The 16019-nt window shown below is 52.6% G+C and carries 16 protein-coding genes and 1 tRNA gene; 13 read left to right on the forward strand and 4 right to left on the reverse strand.

What is annotated here, in order from left to right; translation table 11 throughout:
* The first annotated feature begins 755 nt into the window (after window positions 1-755).
* The gene (locus AC3RPL_RS24645; protein WP_490741908.1) at window positions 756-1655 is read left to right on the forward strand and encodes an integrase domain-containing protein; all 900 of its coding nucleotides are present in this window, start codon (window positions 756-758) and stop codon (window positions 1653-1655) included.
* A 65-nt stretch (window positions 1656-1720) separates the two neighbouring features.
* Here AC3RPL_RS24645 and AC3RPL_RS24650 read toward each other — a convergent pair whose 3' ends face one another.
* Window positions 1721-2338, reverse strand: coding sequence for a recombinase family protein (locus AC3RPL_RS24650; protein ID WP_490741909.1), 618 nt, complete (start codon window positions 2336-2338; stop codon window positions 1721-1723).
* Between the two features lie 433 nt (window positions 2339-2771).
* Between AC3RPL_RS24650 and AC3RPL_RS24655 the strand changes: the two genes are divergently transcribed.
* The 12 genes from AC3RPL_RS24655 (at window position 2772) to AC3RPL_RS24710 (ending at window position 13095) form a co-directional block, all read left to right on the forward strand.
* The gene (locus AC3RPL_RS24655; RefSeq protein WP_490741910.1) at window positions 2772-3140 is read left to right on the forward strand and encodes a hypothetical protein; all 369 of its coding nucleotides are present in this window, start codon (window positions 2772-2774) and stop codon (window positions 3138-3140) included.
* Window positions 3133-3492: a hypothetical protein gene (locus AC3RPL_RS24660; RefSeq protein ID WP_054176405.1), complete on the forward strand. Its 360-nt coding sequence runs from the start codon at window positions 3133-3135 to the stop codon at window positions 3490-3492. The genes AC3RPL_RS24655 and AC3RPL_RS24660 overlap by 8 nt, the downstream gene beginning before the upstream one ends.
* A gap of 100 nt (window positions 3493-3592) precedes the next feature.
* On the forward strand, window positions 3593-3958 hold the full coding sequence (locus AC3RPL_RS24665) for a hypothetical protein (RefSeq protein WP_006781400.1): 366 nt from the start codon (window positions 3593-3595) through the stop codon (window positions 3956-3958).
* A gap of 85 nt (window positions 3959-4043) precedes the next feature.
* Window positions 4044-4691: a hypothetical protein gene (locus AC3RPL_RS24670; RefSeq protein WP_490741911.1), complete on the forward strand. Its 648-nt coding sequence runs from the start codon at window positions 4044-4046 to the stop codon at window positions 4689-4691.
* A gap of 75 nt (window positions 4692-4766) precedes the next feature.
* Window positions 4767-5369: a DUF3085 domain-containing protein gene (locus AC3RPL_RS24675; protein ID WP_159195820.1), complete on the forward strand. Its 603-nt coding sequence runs from the start codon at window positions 4767-4769 to the stop codon at window positions 5367-5369.
* A 67-nt stretch (window positions 5370-5436) separates the two neighbouring features.
* A complete protein-coding gene (locus AC3RPL_RS24680) occupies window positions 5437-5784 on the forward strand; it encodes a hypothetical protein (RefSeq protein ID WP_029591441.1) in 348 nt (115 codons plus the stop codon).
* Between the two features lie 81 nt (window positions 5785-5865).
* The gene (locus tag AC3RPL_RS24685; protein WP_490741912.1) at window positions 5866-6852 is read left to right on the forward strand and encodes an ArdC family protein; all 987 of its coding nucleotides are present in this window, start codon (window positions 5866-5868) and stop codon (window positions 6850-6852) included.
* 105 nt (window positions 6853-6957) lie between these two features.
* The gene (locus AC3RPL_RS24690) at window positions 6958-7890 is read left to right on the forward strand and encodes a DUF1281 domain-containing protein (RefSeq protein WP_490741913.1); all 933 of its coding nucleotides are present in this window, start codon (window positions 6958-6960) and stop codon (window positions 7888-7890) included.
* A 107-nt stretch (window positions 7891-7997) separates the two neighbouring features.
* Window positions 7998-8681 (forward strand): N-6 DNA methylase, encoded by a 684-nt coding sequence (locus tag AC3RPL_RS24695; protein ID WP_490741914.1) that lies wholly within the window; start codon window positions 7998-8000, stop codon window positions 8679-8681.
* Between the two features lie 127 nt (window positions 8682-8808).
* The gene (locus tag AC3RPL_RS24700) at window positions 8809-10317 is read left to right on the forward strand and encodes a UvrD-helicase domain-containing protein (protein ID WP_126521977.1); all 1509 of its coding nucleotides are present in this window, start codon (window positions 8809-8811) and stop codon (window positions 10315-10317) included.
* 66 nt (window positions 10318-10383) lie between these two features.
* Window positions 10384-12003 (forward strand): conjugal transfer nickase/helicase domain-containing protein, encoded by a 1620-nt coding sequence (locus tag AC3RPL_RS24705; protein WP_490741915.1) that lies wholly within the window; start codon window positions 10384-10386, stop codon window positions 12001-12003.
* Between the two features lie 60 nt (window positions 12004-12063).
* Window positions 12064-13095, forward strand: a complete 1032-nt coding sequence (locus tag AC3RPL_RS24710; RefSeq protein WP_490741916.1) for a tyrosine-type recombinase/integrase — start codon at window positions 12064-12066, stop codon at window positions 13093-13095.
* A 195-nt stretch (window positions 13096-13290) separates the two neighbouring features.
* On the opposite strand, the gene AC3RPL_RS24715 is transcribed toward AC3RPL_RS24710, so the two are convergent.
* From AC3RPL_RS24715 to AC3RPL_RS24725, 3 genes are all read right to left on the reverse strand, one after another.
* A tRNA-Phe gene (locus AC3RPL_RS24715) sits at window positions 13291-13366 on the reverse strand.
* A 110-nt stretch (window positions 13367-13476) separates the two neighbouring features.
* Window positions 13477-14055, reverse strand: a complete 579-nt coding sequence (dicD, locus tag AC3RPL_RS24720) for a division control transcriptional repressor DicD (RefSeq protein WP_490741917.1) — start codon at window positions 14053-14055, stop codon at window positions 13477-13479.
* A gap of 62 nt (window positions 14056-14117) precedes the next feature.
* Entirely contained in the window at window positions 14118-15860 is a 1743-nt protein-coding gene (locus AC3RPL_RS24725; protein WP_490741918.1) for a protein-disulfide reductase DsbD, read from the reverse strand.
* Window positions 15861-16019: the final 159 nt, after the last annotated feature.

The following is a 16019-nucleotide window of genomic DNA, read 5'->3' on the forward strand; positions in this document are numbered from 1 at the left end:
ACAATAAAACTCTCTAAGCCTGAAAGGGAGTACATGAAAAATGTGGCAAATCTGCTCACCTTTGAAAGCAGATATCGTCTATGAAAGCGCACTATGACGCGGCGATGAAGGTTTACTGTGTAGCAAATCTGCCAGTTTCAATTCTCTTCCGTTCTGTGAACGGCATCAGTTCAACGTCTTCTCATTTGCAGTGATACGCCCTGAGTTTCGTACGACTTTTGCACCGACGTATAAGGCCATTTGGTACATTTGGCCGCTTACGGAGTTGCATTAGGAGCACGAAGCTGCGCGGCGTCACTTGTGAAGTGGCGAAGACACTACCAAGTGACGCGCGCAGCGCATAACGTCTCAACCCACGTACGACGTGGTTTTCAACGTTTTACTACCATCTGACCAACATGTAGCCCGCGTCAGTACGGTTTTAAAATCACTTTCACATCAACGTAAGCACGACGGGAAGCCGTCTGAACGTTCAACTATCAGTAAGGAGGAAATCGACTCGGTATCGATGGCGACACTACGAGCAGTAGTGTTGGAGGCAGCTTGACGTAAGTCAGCTCTGCATAAGCAGCAAACAGATCAGAGATCTGGGGTGCCTCGCAAGAACTCAACAATTCGCCGCCCCGATGCACAGATACCAGTCGAGACGCAGGAAGCGCAAAAGCAACCGTGTCGTCGGGGAATGAATTGCTGGTCTACAGATCCGTCTGCTTCTCTACAAGCAGAGGGACGTGTATGCCTTTGGAGAGGGTGAAATGTCCAGATTCAGTAAACAGCTGTGCAAACAACTCGTCACTCTTGCCCGTCAGGGGCGGGGAAGTTATAAAACGGTGGCTGACCGTTCAAGAATTGCAGAACGTTTTTCTGAACGACTGTCTGAACTGAATATTCAGATCAGGGACGTAAAACATATTAAAACTTCCCATATTGAAAAGTATATTGAGAGCAGGAAGGCAGACAATTTGTCTCTAAGGACGTTACAGAATGAGATGTCGGCTATCCGTTCTGTTTTATTGTCAGCAGGAAGAAATAAACTGGCCGATCCCAGTCACACTAACCTGAGTAATCAGGCGCTCGGAATTTCTGGTGCTAACCGGGATGGAACTAAACTTCCTATTACAGACGAAAAACTTAATGCGGTGGTCAGTTTTGCTCAAAGAAAAGATGAAGGCGTTGCTCTTGCTGTGCAACTTTCCCGATATCTCGGATTGAGAACAGAAGAAACCGTTCAGTCTGCAAAGTCTTTAAAGACATGGAGGCAGGCACTGATTAATAATCATGAGCGTGTCCGTGTTGTTTTCGGGACTAAAGGCGGACGTCCAAGGGAAACGACAGTTTTTAATCGCGAAAAAGTTTTATCAATTCTTGATAAGGCAATTAATTATGTCAGTGAACATAACGGAAAACTGATTGATAAACCCTCTTTGCATAAAGCTATTGATCGCTACCGTAATATTGTAAGAGAGGCAGGAATGAATGGTAAAAATGCGCCGCACAGTTTACGTTATGCTTACTCTCGCGATGCTGTGAATCATCATATTAAAAATGGAATGAGTCGTGATGAAGCCGAGGCATTAGTGTCGATGGATTTAGGGCATGGTGATGGCCGGGGGCGGTATATCAAACAGGTCTATTTTCGTGAGGAAACAGAATAGACGTTTTTACACTTTACTTCAGGACGTAACGCCACAGCACAATCAGGGCTGTGGCTTATTAAAGGCTAATCTGAATCCTTACATGCTCTGATAACTGTCATACGTGATACGCCAGCGAGTCTTGCCGTTTCGTTTATTGACTTTCCATTTTCCTTACGAAGCGTTCTTATTAATTCATGTTTTTCCTTGTCTGCCAGCCTTCCCCTGTATTTCCCCTTTTCCCTGGCGCTTTTAATTCCCTCCATCTGTCTTCTGCGTCGATCTTCATAATCCTTACGGGCTATTGCTGCTAACATGTCCAGCATCATATTATTCACTGCACGAAGCATACTACTGGTAAAGTCATCTGTTGATGATGTGGAAAGGGCAAGGTGACTTGTAGGCAGGTCAAGGCTTATTATTGAAAGTGATTTTTCATTAATCATCTTTTTCAAAGATGCCCAGCCATTATCATCCAGGCGTGAAAGCCGATCCACTTGTTCTATAAGTATCGCATCCCCTGACTCTGTATCCTGAAGCAGTCTCATCAGCTCCGGTCGGTGCAATGCTGCACCTGAAGCATGTTCAACATACCAGCCAGCTATGCGATGGTTGTGTAATTGAGCAAAGTCCTTGAGCCTCGTTTTCGCACGCAACGCATCCTGTTCCTGAGTTGAAGCACGAAGATATCCAAATATGAACAAAGTCCCTCCGGTAGTAACATCAAGATAGTCACCTTTTAGTCAGTGTCATTTGAATAGTAACTTAATTATATTCTGTCAATAAACTGGACAGTATTTTACAGGTATACCCATTTGATACCACAGTTGACATAAGCTCCATTTGCTCTGAAAATGAACAGGCTTATACGTTGCTTTTGCAACCACCAATGGTTCAGTAGCCTGTGAGAATCGCCTTCGGGTGGCTACAAAAAAGCTCCTGCAACCTGAAAGGGAGCAAACTTTGGTAAATCTGCACACCTTTGAGAGCAGATATCGTCAATGTAAGCGCACTATGACGCGACGATAAAGGTTCCTTCTGTACTAACCAGACAGTCAGAATGTTGTCTTTTCTGACTCCCCGACGGGAAACACTTCCCGGTCGGGCAGGTGTTTCCTTTTTTTATGGAGAAACACAATGTCTGTCATCTCTTCTGCGGTTTTCCCTGAACATCTCCTTACTCAGCTTCAGCAGTCTGCTGACGCAGTTGTACGGAGATTGAAATCTTTCATTTACCTGCATCGCAACAGCAGCTGGTATGTCAACGGCTCGGGCAATTATGCCGTCCGTGCGCATATCTCTTCTGTCAAAGATCAGGGCGTTAACGTCTTTCTTACCGTTCGTATAGGTTGCCACCGCGCTGAGTATGTATTTCACCGCCTGCCGGTTTCCTTTCCTGAGGGAATCACAGGTCGTCGAAACGCATACCTCTATGCCTGCCGTCAGGCACAGCATCTGGCACACCTGCGCTATCGTTTTCTTTCCGGAGGGCATTCTCATGACTGAAGCACTGCACGATGTCACTTTCCGTATTCTGTCGATGTCTGAGACGCGACGGGATGTATGTCCCGCTCAGTATGGCCCCGTAAGTGGCGTTTTCATCCGGGGCGAAATCCTCAGAGATAACGTCTCCTGTGGCGAACAGGTTTTTGTCGCACCGCTCGGTGATTGTGATCCAGCTGACCCCGAACTTTGCGTCTGGTGTCAGTATTACGGATATTCTTCCCGGGTTAAGGCCGGCGACATACTGGATGGCGTGGCCGTTTCTGGCATAAATTTCGCTGATCCACTGTCGTTAGCTGTGCTGCAACGCCTCCGCTTTAATCCTGAATATGTGTATCAGGAGCAGAGGCACTGAACTGATCGGCTGATGAAGGCCGGCCGAAAATGTTGTGGACCCTGACGGGGATATCTCTCCGTCGGAGGGAATATCCCGTTATTTACCTGAGGATATACCCATGCACACAGACGTTTATACGCTTAAAACTCCACTGGACACGCTCAGCTGGCTTTGCCTGCTTGAGAGTGAACTCCTGAGCATCAGGGCATTTCAGCGTCTCGATCTACATACGGACCGGGATGAACCGAATGAACTGACGTTTCTGGAAGATTCCATCATTGGGACCGGCACAGCTTATGGCTGGTTTGTCTTTTTACTTGGGGAAGGCGATATTCCGCCTTTGCCTGATACGTCTAAAAATCTGCTCTTCACGCTGGACGAGCTGGGAAAAGAAATTAACCGGCCCTTCTGGGAGAAGGCCGTGGATGAAGGTATCCAGGATGCCCGGTGTGATCGGGCTATAGCGGCTCTCGAACGGATGTAACCAGCAGACAGAACACACCCTGACGGGGATTTACTCCCGTCCGGGGGATAAATCCCCCTTTTTTTTCTTCGCGGAGGATTTATCAATGAAAGACCTGTCTTCTTCCCCGGCTTCCATGTCGGTTGTCTACACTATCGAGCACGTCAGCACGGTTCCGTTGCGTCACTGGCATGCTTTCGTTCTGACCGTAACAGAAACCTTCTGGCAATTGCCGGTGCGTCTGCGTCCGGGAAATATGTATCTGCCGTCGCTTAACCGCGCGGCTGACCTGTTTCCGGTTGCTGATGTCATGGCGTTCTGTGGCGATTCAGGCGGCTGTTTCTGGCCGGTCAACATGACCATTGAGCGGGAGCGCAGCCACAATACGCTGAGTATCCAGGAGCTGGATTTTCAGCATCAGCCCTGCGATTTCTTTGCGCGTGTTGTGATGGTCCTGCTGCATAACCTGTGTCCGGACAGCTTCCGGATACATTCTTCAGACGAGGGTCGCAGCTGGGCGTTACCGTTACGCTGGATTGAACAACATCTCGGCCTGCCTGAGCAACCGACGCTGAGCGCGCCTCAGCCGGTACTGAAAACACCGGTAGGCGAGGGCGCGTTTGATTCCCTGCTGCTGCAGCTGCTCTCCGGTGGTGAGCGGGTGCTGAGCAATGAGGACTGGAACGCATTCGTGCTGGCGGAATTCCATCTGTACGAACTGAAGCGGGTCGCGGAAACATCTGACTCGTTTTAAACAGTAATGACTTTAACCCCGTCGGGAGAGATGACTCCGGACGGAGCGGCTCTCCCGTTTTTACAGGAGAGCCCCATGCTTTTTTTCGACAATAAAGACCTGACGAACGTCCTGCTGACCGCCCGCATGCAGGGAGGCCAGCTTCATCTGGCAAAGGATGAGGGTGTTTATCTGATGCCGGCCACCGGTGCCTGGCAGGGCAACGATCCGGTGCCGCGTATTGCGTATGCCGCAGGGTGTCACCCTCAGAAAAATGAGGACTGGTACGACACGGCGCGCCTGCTTGCCGGCGGCGATGATTTCATTGAATCACTGACGATAAGCGACGCGATCGCCACCTCTGTACTGTCCGGCAGGACGGACCTGAGGATCCTGATTACCGACACACAGATACAGGTGCTCACCGCAGCGACTGACCGGGTGAAAGTGGCGCAGTATCGCCAGAAGGCCGATCAGCTTTTGGCGAGTGCAGTCTGTCACTTCAGTGCCTGTGTCGGGCCTGATGAACTCTGCCGCTGGCGTGAAAACGCCGTGCGTCTGCTGACGCAGGCGGCCTTCATCAGCTGTAAGCGGGCGAAGCCTGAAGATCATCAAACCTTTCTGAACGCCTGTGGCAGGCTGCAGGCCAGGTTATCGCAGGTGACCCCGCAGGGTGCGCTGCGAATAACCGGACGTTAATTCACCCCGGCAGGGACTTTTCCTGCCGGAAAGGTTCCTGCCTCTTTCTGAACCGAAGGAGGCCCGTATGGGACTGGATATTTTTCTCTACAGCCAGCACCGGCAGATCGTCGCAGTACCGGCACCGTATCATCCGGTGTGTGAACTGAGCCGCGATTTTTCACTGATTACCTGGGTGGATAAGCATGTCGGTGAGGTGGAAAACGCGACCTGTCTGGAACTGTCACGCGAGCATATTCAGCAACTGAAAGAGAGGCTGGACTGTGCGATTGCGACATTTACAGAGGGTAATGAGGATAATCCGCTTCTTCAGCGCCGGCTGCAGTATGTTTTCACCCTGCGTGACAGGCTGGAAAGCCTGCTCAGTGATTTTGACTTTGAACATGAATACCTGTGGTTTTATGCCGCATGGTAACTGACTTCTGAATTTCCCGTCGACGGGCGTATCTCTGCGCCCGCCGGCGCAGGGGTATGCCTCTGATTAAAGGTATATCTCATGAAAAAAACGACTTCACACAAGGCGGGCCGCCGCCCGGCAAAACAGACTGACCTTTATCGTCAGATCACCGACCGCATTATTGTCGCGCTGGAAAACGGCGTCGCGCCCTGGCGTAAGCCGTGGCGCGCGGCTGCCGGCAGCGGTCTGGCCGGTCTGCCCCTGAATGCCACAACCGGACGTCACTACAGCGGCGTGAATGTCCTGCTTCTCTGGATGTCAGCGGAAGAGCAGGGTTTTCACAATAACCGCTGGATGACTTACCGGCAGGCGCAGCAGGCTGGCGGGCAGGTGCGTAAAGGTGAGAAAGCCACCCTGGCGGTGGTTTACAAGGACTGGACGAAGCAGGCGGAGGATCGCGAAGGCAACCGCCTTTATGACAGTGACGGTAAACCGCTGATGGAAACCGTGCCGATGCTCAAACCCCTGCAGCTGTTCAACGCTGAGCAGTGTGAGGGATTGCCGGCAGAGGTTGCGGCTTCTCCTGAACAGCCCCCGACTGTGGATGAGGACGGCATACTCTGTCCGGACGTGATGAACAGGGTGATCCGGATGTTTAACGCCACAGGGGTTAAACACCGGATGCTGCCTCAGAACCGGGCTTATTATCGCCCGCTGACGGATGAAATTGTGATGCCGATGGCTGAGCAGTTTTTTACGGAGGCGGACTGCTGGTCCACGCTGTTGCATGAGCTGGTACACAGTACCGGTCATGCGAAGCGACTTAACCGGGAGGGGATAACCTCCTCATCCCGGCAGTTCGGGGACCCGGTGTATGCCTTTGAGGAGCTCATCGCCGAAATGGGCAGCGCGTTTTTGTGTGCCCAGCTCGGCGTGTTCGGTGAGGTTCAGCACGACAGCTATGTGGACCACTGGCTGAAGGTGCTGAAATCTGACAAAAAGGCCCTGTTCCGCGCCTGCCGGCATGCCCGGGAAGCGTCGGAATATCTGCTGGCACTGCCTGAAAGTCAGGCTGTGGCGGCGTAATTAACTTATCCGGTGACGGTTATTCCGTAACTGTCACCGTCCCGTGAGGACACTGCTCCTCACGGGGCTGTGTCCTCTTTTTTTTATGAAAGAGGAGTATCAACTATGTCCGAATGGTGTCATAACCGCCTGGAAATCACCGGTAAATCCGTCTGCATCGATGTCATGCTGCAGTGGATAAACGGAACTGACGTACCGCGTCACCGCCACGCCGTGCAGCAGAGCATTCAGCTGTTTCTGGCCGGCGCGGCGGGGATACTCAAGCCGGTGCGCACCACGTCGTATCCGCCCTGTCAGGGGCTGGTCCGTGCAGGCACAGGACTTTCCACTGCGGCCAATCAGGCGTTTGAAAGCTGGCTGGCATTGTTGCTGAAGGATGCCGTCCTCGATGCGGAAACCATCCGGGCCATTGACCGGCTTTATCACCAGTCAGGTCTGGGCGCGCTGAAATGGGAGAATATTCCCGGCCCGGCACGTGAGATTATGGCGGAGCTGATTGCCAGACAGTATACCGACTGGTTTGGTCTGGTCAGCGCCGGCGATGAGTCTGATGCCGCAACTGCCTGGGAGCGGCTCAGCCAGTATCCTGAACGCTCCCAGCCCTGCGATATGCTGGCCGTCATACCCTCCCGTCTGGCTGCAGAGCTGAACGGGGCCGGGGGGCTGATGTCCGGTGTGTCGACCACAACCAGCCTCTACTGCCGGCAGTACGGCATGGAGTGGCCGGCCGGGCACAATGTCACCTGGCAGCGCCATACGCCAAACAGTCTTACGCTGCAGATGGATACGCCCTGGCTCCCGCCGTCAGGTGAGGTTGTCGGGGAAATCTCAGCGGTGTTTGACTGCGAGGTGCGTCACAGCTACAGCGAGCCCGTGAGCGGGCTCAGCGGTTACGACTGCTATGACGGCGGCGAACATGTCGACGGACATAAAGGTGCGGCCGGCGCGTCTCAGCCCGGTCAGGTGCTTTATCTCGTCAGCGATGAGCCAGCGTTACCTGCTCAGGAACCTGCATCATATCGTGAGGTCCGGGGGTAAAAGCCTGTTCCTCCGTTAACCCAGCCACGGCAATGCCGTGGCTTTCTACCCTCAGGGGACACGTCCCCTGGTCAGGGTGCGTGTTCCCTTTTTTATGGAGAAGACGCATGCCTGGCATGATTAACCACGAAAAAGCCTTTGTTAAGTTGTTCAGTCAGACGGCCCGGTATCATCACCGGTTTAAAGTGTTCGAAGACTTCATCAGCTGCAGCGTCATCGCGCTGGAAAACCGGCTTTGCTTCAGTGAAGCCCGGGAGCAGAAGTATTTGCGTATAGTCGGTGGATACGAAAAGGAGGACGTCACGCGCATGGCGCAGCTGCTGGCCCACGTTGTTAACGGGCTGGGTGACGCGTCCGGGGACTTCCTAGGCCGCGTCTTCATGCAGCTGGAGCTGGGTGATAAATACAGGGGGCAGTTTTTCACGCCCTGGGACGTGGCCAGAATGATGGCGGCCATGCAGCTGGGCGACACTGAAGCGCTGTTCCGTGACAAACCCTTCATCACCCTGAGTGAACCTGCGTGCGGTGCCGGCTGCATGGTACTGGCATTTGCCGATGTTCTGCGAAAAGCGGGGTGGCCACCGCACCGGTATCTGTGGGTCTCCGCGACAGATATCGATCCGCTTGCGGCCGGAATGGCATACATACAGCTGTCCCTGTGCGGGATTGCCGGCGAAGTGGTGGTAGGCAATACCCTGGTGAATGAACGACGCCGGATACTTTACACACCCGGGCATTATCTCGGCGGCTGGCCTGTTCGTCTGAGTTCACGGCACTTTCAGGCGGCATAATCACATCCACACGCTCCCGGCCGGGAGCGTTTTTTATTTCTGAAGCAGGGTATCTGGTTTTTTATCGTAGTGAACGCTTCCCGCTGTCAGGCTGTTTTTTTCACATCAGCTGCTGCGGGAGAACACCGTGACCTGGAAAACAACAGCCGAACAAAACGCCATCATCGAATGGAAGGGTAATCATCTTGTGGTAAATGCGTTTGCAGGCACAGGAAAAACCTCTACGTTAGTGAACTACGCTGAAGCCAACCCGGAAAGTAAGATGCTTTACCTCGCCTATAATCGCGCTGTGCGGGATGAGGCTGAACGCAAATTCCCCTATAACGTAGAGTGTAAAACGTCGCATCAGCTTGCATGGGCCCGTTTCGGCAGGCATTTCCGTGACCGGCTGACAGCCAGTCTGCGCATTACGGATGTGGCCAGAAAGCTCAATACCCGCCACTGGCCGCTGGCGCGGCTGGCGCTCAGCGGGCTGAACATGTTCCTCTGTAGTGCTGACCCCGAACCGGGGCTGATACATCTGCCGTCTGAGGATGATCGCCACGGTCTCGATGCAGGTAAAATTCTGGGGGCAATCCAAATCCTCTGGTATGAAATGAGCCGTACTGATTCAGTCTTTCCCGTCACGCACGACACCTACCTTAAACTGTTCCAGCTCTCTCATCCTGACCTGTCAAAACGCTGGGACACCATCCTCTTCGACGAGGCACAGGACGCCAATCCGGTGACCAGTGCATTTGTACTGAATCAGCCCTGCCGGGTCATTCTGGTCGGCGACCGTTACCAGCAGATATATCGGTTTCGCGGGGCAGATAATGCACTGAGTGCCCCGCAGCTGGCGCAGGCAGACCGGTTATGGCTGACAGCGAGTTTTCGGTTTGGCCCTGAGGTCGCGCGTGTGGCCAACATCCTGCTTGAACGTGCCGGAGAGGAAAAGCGCGTGACAGGTAACGGGGGCCAGGATGCTGTCGTCAGCAGCCTTCCGGCAGGGGCTGAGCATATTGCTGTACTGAGCCGGACGGTATCCGGCGTGATCGGCAGTGCCCTGACGGCAAGCCTTATGGAGAAAAATGTCTTCTGGGTCGGGGGGATTGAAGGCTACAAAACAGAGGAGCTGGAAGACCTGTACTGGTTCTCCGCCGATATGCCTGAAAAGATGCAGTCCCCGCGCCTCAGCCGGGACTATCGGGATTTTGATGAATACTGCTCAATAGCAAAAGCCACACAGGACGTGGAGATGAACCAGGCCATTCGTCTGCTCGATGACTTTTTCCCACTACCGCAAAAGCTGGCCATCATGCGCCGTCAGGTGGTAACCCATGAGAAAGACGCTCAGGTCACGGTTTCAACCGCACACCGCAGCAAAGGGCTGGAATGGCCGGTGGTAATGCTGAGTGAGGATTTTACTGACATTACCGACCCGCTTCTTTCGCAGGATGAGCGGCAGGATGAGACTAACCTGCTGTACGTGGCTGTCACCCGGGCCAGAAGAACGCTTGTGCTTAACGAACTGATGCGCTGGCTGAGCGATGAAGGCGGGAAAAACCGCGAGACGACGCACGAAACCGTACCGTCCGGAAATGGAGAGAGCGCCGACAGGCACGAAGAAACGGGAAAAACTTCTGAGAGTGAGTAACTGGTTTTTTATGGTGAAGCGCGGGGAGTGTCACAACACTGGGCAGCCCTATACCAGGAGAAAATCATGCGCGACAGAATCAGGACCCTGAGGTTTCTGTTTTCAAAAGGTGAACCGGAACCATTACATCATGTATCCGTTGTCACACCTGCCGGCTACCACACTCCGCGTACGGTCGATACGCTGTGCCGTAGTCCGTTAAGAAAAACCTGCCTGCAACAAATATGGGAAAACAGCTCACTTCCGGCGGATGTTTATCACCGGCTTTATATAACGCCACTGCATGGCTTACTGGCCAGGGTACAGAATGTGCCGGCAACACAGCAGGGAAAGTGGTCGCAGTCAGACGGCTTCGGGGACCTTACGCTGCAGTTCACAACCTGTGCGGTCAGACTGGCCAAAGGATACATGTTTCCACCCGGCGCTGCGCCAGAAGAGCAGGCAGAGCAAAACGTGATGTGGAATGCGGTCATTTTCTGGTCTGCACTGTTCTGGCATTTGCCGCTCCTGGCGTCTCTGGAGGGTGAGTTGCTTGACGGTAAACGCTGGCTTCCGGGAATAACCGTTCCGGACTCACCTTATCGATTTCGCTTACGTGAAGCTGACAACTCTTCAGCTTTTGCAGCGCTGGCAGCCGGACAACTTATGCCAGCAGAGGCTACAGGATGGCTGGCAGAAAATCCCGAAGCTCTGGGTAATCTTGCCGGTTCCTTATGGAATCAGCATCCGGCGATGCCACTTATCAGAAGCTTAATGAAGCAAGCTGCCGAAAAGGTGGAATCGCCTTCGCTGGAGGTATCCGGGGCAAATGAGAAAGTTAACACCCTCATAGAGCCGGCTCTTTCAGTTCCGCAAACGCCGTCTGATCAAGAGATTGAATTAGAACCGTCAGTAGAAACAACACTGAAAACTACATCGCCAGAAGCTGCAGATTTGCAGGGAATTCAACTCGCATCTTCTATTGCACCGGTGCCGATGGCTGATGGCAGCAATCTCGTCAGCAATGAAAAGGCAGGCGGGATTACGGAATGTGATCCAAACGAAACAGAGAAGGCTGATACAGAGATGCTGCTAAGCCTTTTCAGTGCCATTGAAGAGCCTGATATGACCGGGACTGAAGCATGTGATGAAGAGTCTTCAATCAGTACGAGAACAGAAAATGAGCCAGAATTTTCCCCCCTTAATGAACTACTTCCAGATGCTGATAAGCCTGAGATAAATCAGACAGTAGCAGAAGACTCTTTCCCTGAACACGCTGTAGAGGATAACATCCCTTTACACAGCATTAACATTGACGCACAAAAAACAGTGATAAAAAAACAGACTGGCACTGAATTTCTCAGGTGGCTTTCTGAAGGACTTAAGAGCAAGCGAATTGACATTAATCAGCCTGATTCGAGGGCGCATGCAGTTGCAGGGTTCATCTTTCTCAGGGTTCCGGACATATTTTATCTTTACATCAGAGAAAGCGGAGCAGAGCTAAGCAGGGATACCATACAAATGGAATTTGAGAAGCTGCATATTCACAAGGTACGCCGGGGAGAGCGTTTTATTAAAGCGAAACTGTACCACTCTCCTGGCAAAGAAGGCACGTTTAAACCTGTAAGTGGATATCTTGTCAAGACTACACACCTTTTCAGAGGAGCGTCTTCCCCTGAAGACAGCGGGCTTCTGTCTTTCCTGTGAAGGAGGGGCAGTCCATGAGGGCCCTTAAGGGCAGCTTGATTTAGAAAAAGGAAATGCTGTATGTCTGACAAAAACCATTATACGACATGGGAAGAATTGCTTGAGGAGTACTTCTTCGCCCGAAACCTGCGCGCTGCAACAGAATGGAGCTACGCAAAGGTTGTAAAGGGGTTCCTGAAATTTACGGGGGCTGACATAACCCCATCAATGATTACTCATCATGAAGTTCTAAGATGGCGGCGATATGTACTCAGAGAAAAACAACAATCGGCGCAGACCTGGAACAATAAAATTGCACATCTCAGGGCCCTCTATAACTATGCTATGGAAAGTGGTTTATTGCCTGCGGGCAAAAACCCTTTTAACAACTGCACTGTACAGCGGGACAGAAAGAAAAAACGGACTTTAAACCGCTCTCAGCTAACCCGCCTTTATCTGATAATGCAGCAGGCTGAAATTGAATCCAACCGGAAAATTTTCGCACGTGGCGGGCGGAGTGCGCTTTACCCGGCTTGGTTCTGGATAACCGTCCTGGATACGCTCAGATATACGGGAATGAGGCAAAATCAACTGCTGCATATTCAGCTCAGGGACGTCAATCTGACAGAAGGCTATATAGATCTGCGCCTTGAGGGGAGTAAAACGCACAGGGAATGGCGCGTTCCCGTTGTTAAGCAGCTGCGTTTGCGGCTACAGCTTCTTCTTACACGGGCAACGGAGGCTGGAGCCGGGCCAAAAGATAACCTCTTCGATGTCAGTTTTTACATTGCCGGGAAAAAAGCAAAATTTGACAGAAATGATGTGACAGTGATGCATCAAAAGATCCGCTCCTTTTTTCGCCGTCTGTCAAAGGAATGTGGTTTTGCCGTTTCGCCGCACCGTTTCAGACATACCCTGGCTACAGAACTGATGAAAGCACCGGAAAGGAATCTTCAGCTCGTTAAAGATTTACTGGGTCATCGTAGCGTAAGCACAACAATGGAATATGTGGAACTCAAGATGGACATTGTGGGAAAAACACTGGAAGAAGAATTGTCCCTGCACACAGATCTCTGTGTAGAAAGGGAATTACAACTATTGACACAAAACTGATTGACTGGGATTATTGCCAGTGATCGAGAGAAGGGAGCCTGCGCGAACAGGCTACCTCACTTGAGGGACTGATTCAGAAACGTTAACCAGTGCAGATACGCCTACACCGGAGGACATTCCGTAATGACCGGCCCCTGTATTAACCGCCCGTTAAGGTTCTCATCTCTTAACCAGCGTGCTTTGATGCAAAATTAGTGGTGCCCGGACTCGGAATCGAACCAAGGACACGGGGATTTTCAATCCCCTGCTCTACCGACTGAGCTATCCGGGCAACGGGGCGCATTAAACCGTAAAGGCCGTCCGCCGTCAACGGCTTTGTCATAAAAAATACCGGAATACCTACTGAGTGAGTGCTTTTTATGCATCATCGCGGCAATCGACTCAGGTAAGGGCACCATTCCTGCGACAGAGTGCAATACTTAGCACATCCTCCGCCAGCGCACGCGCCGTCTCCACTTCCTGTAGGTTGCGTTTCACCAGCAGACGGCTCAGACAGCCTTCAAGGATTAACTCCATCTGATGTGTCACCAGCGTGGGGTTATCGGTCTCCAGTTCAGCCAGCAGGTCATGGGTATATTGCCACGATGCCCGTTTTTGCAGTTCGGCGACCTGATGGATGGGATGATCCGGCTGCGGGAAAAAACTACAGGCGGCAATAAACAGACAGCCCGGATAGCGATTGTTGCGCACCGCATCTTCCAGTACCTGATAACGGGCCAACAGTTTTTGTCCCGCATTCAACGTTTCGTCCAGCAGCAGCTTACGACGCCAGACGTCAATTTGCTGGCTGTGATAACGCAGGGCGTCATACAGCAAAGCCTCACGATCCGGCCAGTAACGCTGTAAATCCTCTTCCCGGCATGCCAGGGCTTCGGCCATCATGGCAAACGACATTGAGCTGGCCAGGCCATTTTGCTCAAGTACGTTCAGTGCATGCTCAAGTACCTGTTCACGTTGCAAATGACTCTCCCCCTGAATGCATTTTTTCCGTCTTCACGGCGGAAAACCTGACACAGTGTCGTTTAACGAGTCAGTTTCTGCAAATGTTGCCTGAATTCGGCAGCATTCATAAAACCGGTTACCCGTGACTGGGGGATCTCTTTACCACTGGCATCAAAAAACAGCAGTGTCGGCAGGCCCAGCACCTGAAGGTGCGCCAGCAATGCGCTATCCTGGGCGCTGTTGCGGGTCACATTGGCCTGGAGCAGCTGCGTGTTTTTCAGAGCAGTCTGTACGTCTGGCTGGCTGAAGGTGTACTTTTCAAACTCTTTACAGGCAACACACCAGTCAGCATAAAGATCGAGCATGGTGATGCGGCCATTACTCTGTTGCAACGCCTGGGAGAGCTGACTGATATCGCTGACAGGACGAAAGTTCAGAGTATTAACCTTTGCTGTGCTCACCGATGCCGGAAAAGCCCAGTCCTGCAATGGCCGGGCTGCAATCAGTGCGGCGGTCAGCATGACGATTTGTGCCAGACGCAGCCAGCCATTGGACGATTTCAGACTGATAAATGCCCAGCTGAAAAAAGCCACGCCTAAGAAACTCCACAATCGCAATCCCCAGAGTTCGCCAACAACCCGCTCCAGCAGGAAAACCGGCAGGGCGAGGATCACGAAGCCAAAGCCTTCCTTGATGGTCTGCATCCAGGCACCGCTTTTGGGCAGCAGGCGGTGACCAAAAAGCGTAACCGCAATCAACGGCAGCCCCATTCCCAGTGCGTACAGATATAAAGTACCCGCTCCGGCCAGCAGATTACCGCTCTGGGCGATATACAGCAGGATAGCGCTGAGCGGTGCGGTAGTGCAGGGCGAGCAAATCAGGCCAGCCAGCGCACCCATCATCATCACGCCGGAGAGAGAGCCGCCCTGCTGGCGGTTGCTCCACAGCGTTAAACGGGTCTGTAATGATGAGGGCAGTTGCAGCGTAAACAGGCCGAACATCGACAACGCCAGCAAAATAAACACCACTGACAGGCCAGTAAGTAATACAGGCGACTGTAATGCAGCCTGAAAGCGCAGTCCGGCGGCGGCGACGATCATCCCCATCAGCGTATAAGTCAGCGCCATACCCTGCACATAGCACAGTGCCAGTGCGAACAGTCGGGCTGAAGAATATGCGCGTTGACCTCCAAGAATAATGCCGGAAATCAGTGGGTACATCGGCAGTACACAGGGGGTGAAAGCCACGCCAATGCCAATCAGCAGCGCCCACAGAGGTGAGAAAGGCAGCTTGCCGACCGGGGCGCTTTGCGGCATCTCCGGCTGCCTGGTTGCCGTATCGTCCTGTGCGGTAGCGGACGCGACAGGAGCAACCGACGTGCTGGCCCTGAACTCATTCAACGGCAGGGTGCGGGTTTCGGGAGGGTAACAAAAACCGGCGGCGGCGCAGCCCTGCCAGCTTACCGTAAGGGTTGAACCTTTTGCCGCCTGTAGCAGGGTAAAGGGCAGTTTCAGGCTCTCCGGATAGATCTGCGTTTTGCCATAAAATTCATCTTCGTGCGGCTTGCCTGCTGGCAGGCTCCACTCCGCCAGCTGCGCGTCCCTGACGGTAATGCTGAACTGCTGACGATAAAGGTAGTAACCGGGTTTAATTTGCCAGCTGAGCGTCAGCTGGTTGCCCTGCTGATTGAAGTCGAAAGCAAAAGCCTGGTTGGCAGTAATGAATTGACTGTTGTTATTTTGGGCAAAAAACGAGGCTTCAGCCGGGATGCCGAACAGCGTGGTCAGTAGCAGAAAAACAGACAGTGTCAGGAATTTAGCCATGGCAGTTAACCACATTCTCCATGTTGAACTGAGTAAACCGGCGGCAGGAATATGGCCCTGCCGCCCTGGATGGCTCAGAGGGTCATCCTTCGGCAGGGAAATATACCACGGCGCGGCGGATGATGTTTTTCAGGATGTAACCCGCACGACAGCGCGCAC

It is taken from the genome of Erwinia papayae, from assembly GCF_058241465.1.

Bases quoted from the DNA above. Each gene is read 5' to 3' on its own strand.
- AC3RPL_RS24645 (WP_490741908.1), top strand. From the start codon at position 756: ATGTCCAGATTCAGTAAACAGCTGTGCAAACAACTCGTCACTCTTGCC.
- AC3RPL_RS24655 (WP_490741910.1), top strand. From the start codon at position 2,772: ATGTCTGTCATCTCTTCTGCGGTTTTCCCTGAACATCTCCTTACTCAG.
- AC3RPL_RS24660 (WP_054176405.1), top strand. From the start codon at position 3,133: ATGACTGAAGCACTGCACGATGTCACTTTCCGTATTCTGTCGATGTCT.
- AC3RPL_RS24665 (WP_006781400.1), top strand. From the start codon at position 3,593: ATGCACACAGACGTTTATACGCTTAAAACTCCACTGGACACGCTCAGC.
- AC3RPL_RS24670 (WP_490741911.1), top strand. From the start codon at position 4,044: ATGAAAGACCTGTCTTCTTCCCCGGCTTCCATGTCGGTTGTCTACACT.
- AC3RPL_RS24675 (WP_159195820.1), top strand. From the start codon at position 4,767: ATGCTTTTTTTCGACAATAAAGACCTGACGAACGTCCTGCTGACCGCC.
- AC3RPL_RS24680 (WP_029591441.1), top strand. From the start codon at position 5,437: ATGGGACTGGATATTTTTCTCTACAGCCAGCACCGGCAGATCGTCGCA.
- AC3RPL_RS24685 (WP_490741912.1), top strand. From the start codon at position 5,866: ATGAAAAAAACGACTTCACACAAGGCGGGCCGCCGCCCGGCAAAACAG.
- AC3RPL_RS24690 (WP_490741913.1), top strand. From the start codon at position 6,958: ATGTCCGAATGGTGTCATAACCGCCTGGAAATCACCGGTAAATCCGTC.
- AC3RPL_RS24695 (WP_490741914.1), top strand. From the start codon at position 7,998: ATGCCTGGCATGATTAACCACGAAAAAGCCTTTGTTAAGTTGTTCAGT.
- AC3RPL_RS24705 (WP_490741915.1), top strand. From the start codon at position 10,384: ATGCGCGACAGAATCAGGACCCTGAGGTTTCTGTTTTCAAAAGGTGAA.
- AC3RPL_RS24710 (WP_490741916.1), top strand. From the start codon at position 12,064: ATGTCTGACAAAAACCATTATACGACATGGGAAGAATTGCTTGAGGAG.
- AC3RPL_RS24725 (WP_490741918.1), bottom strand. From the start codon at position 15,860: ATGGCTAAATTCCTGACACTGTCTGTTTTTCTGCTACTGACCACGCTG.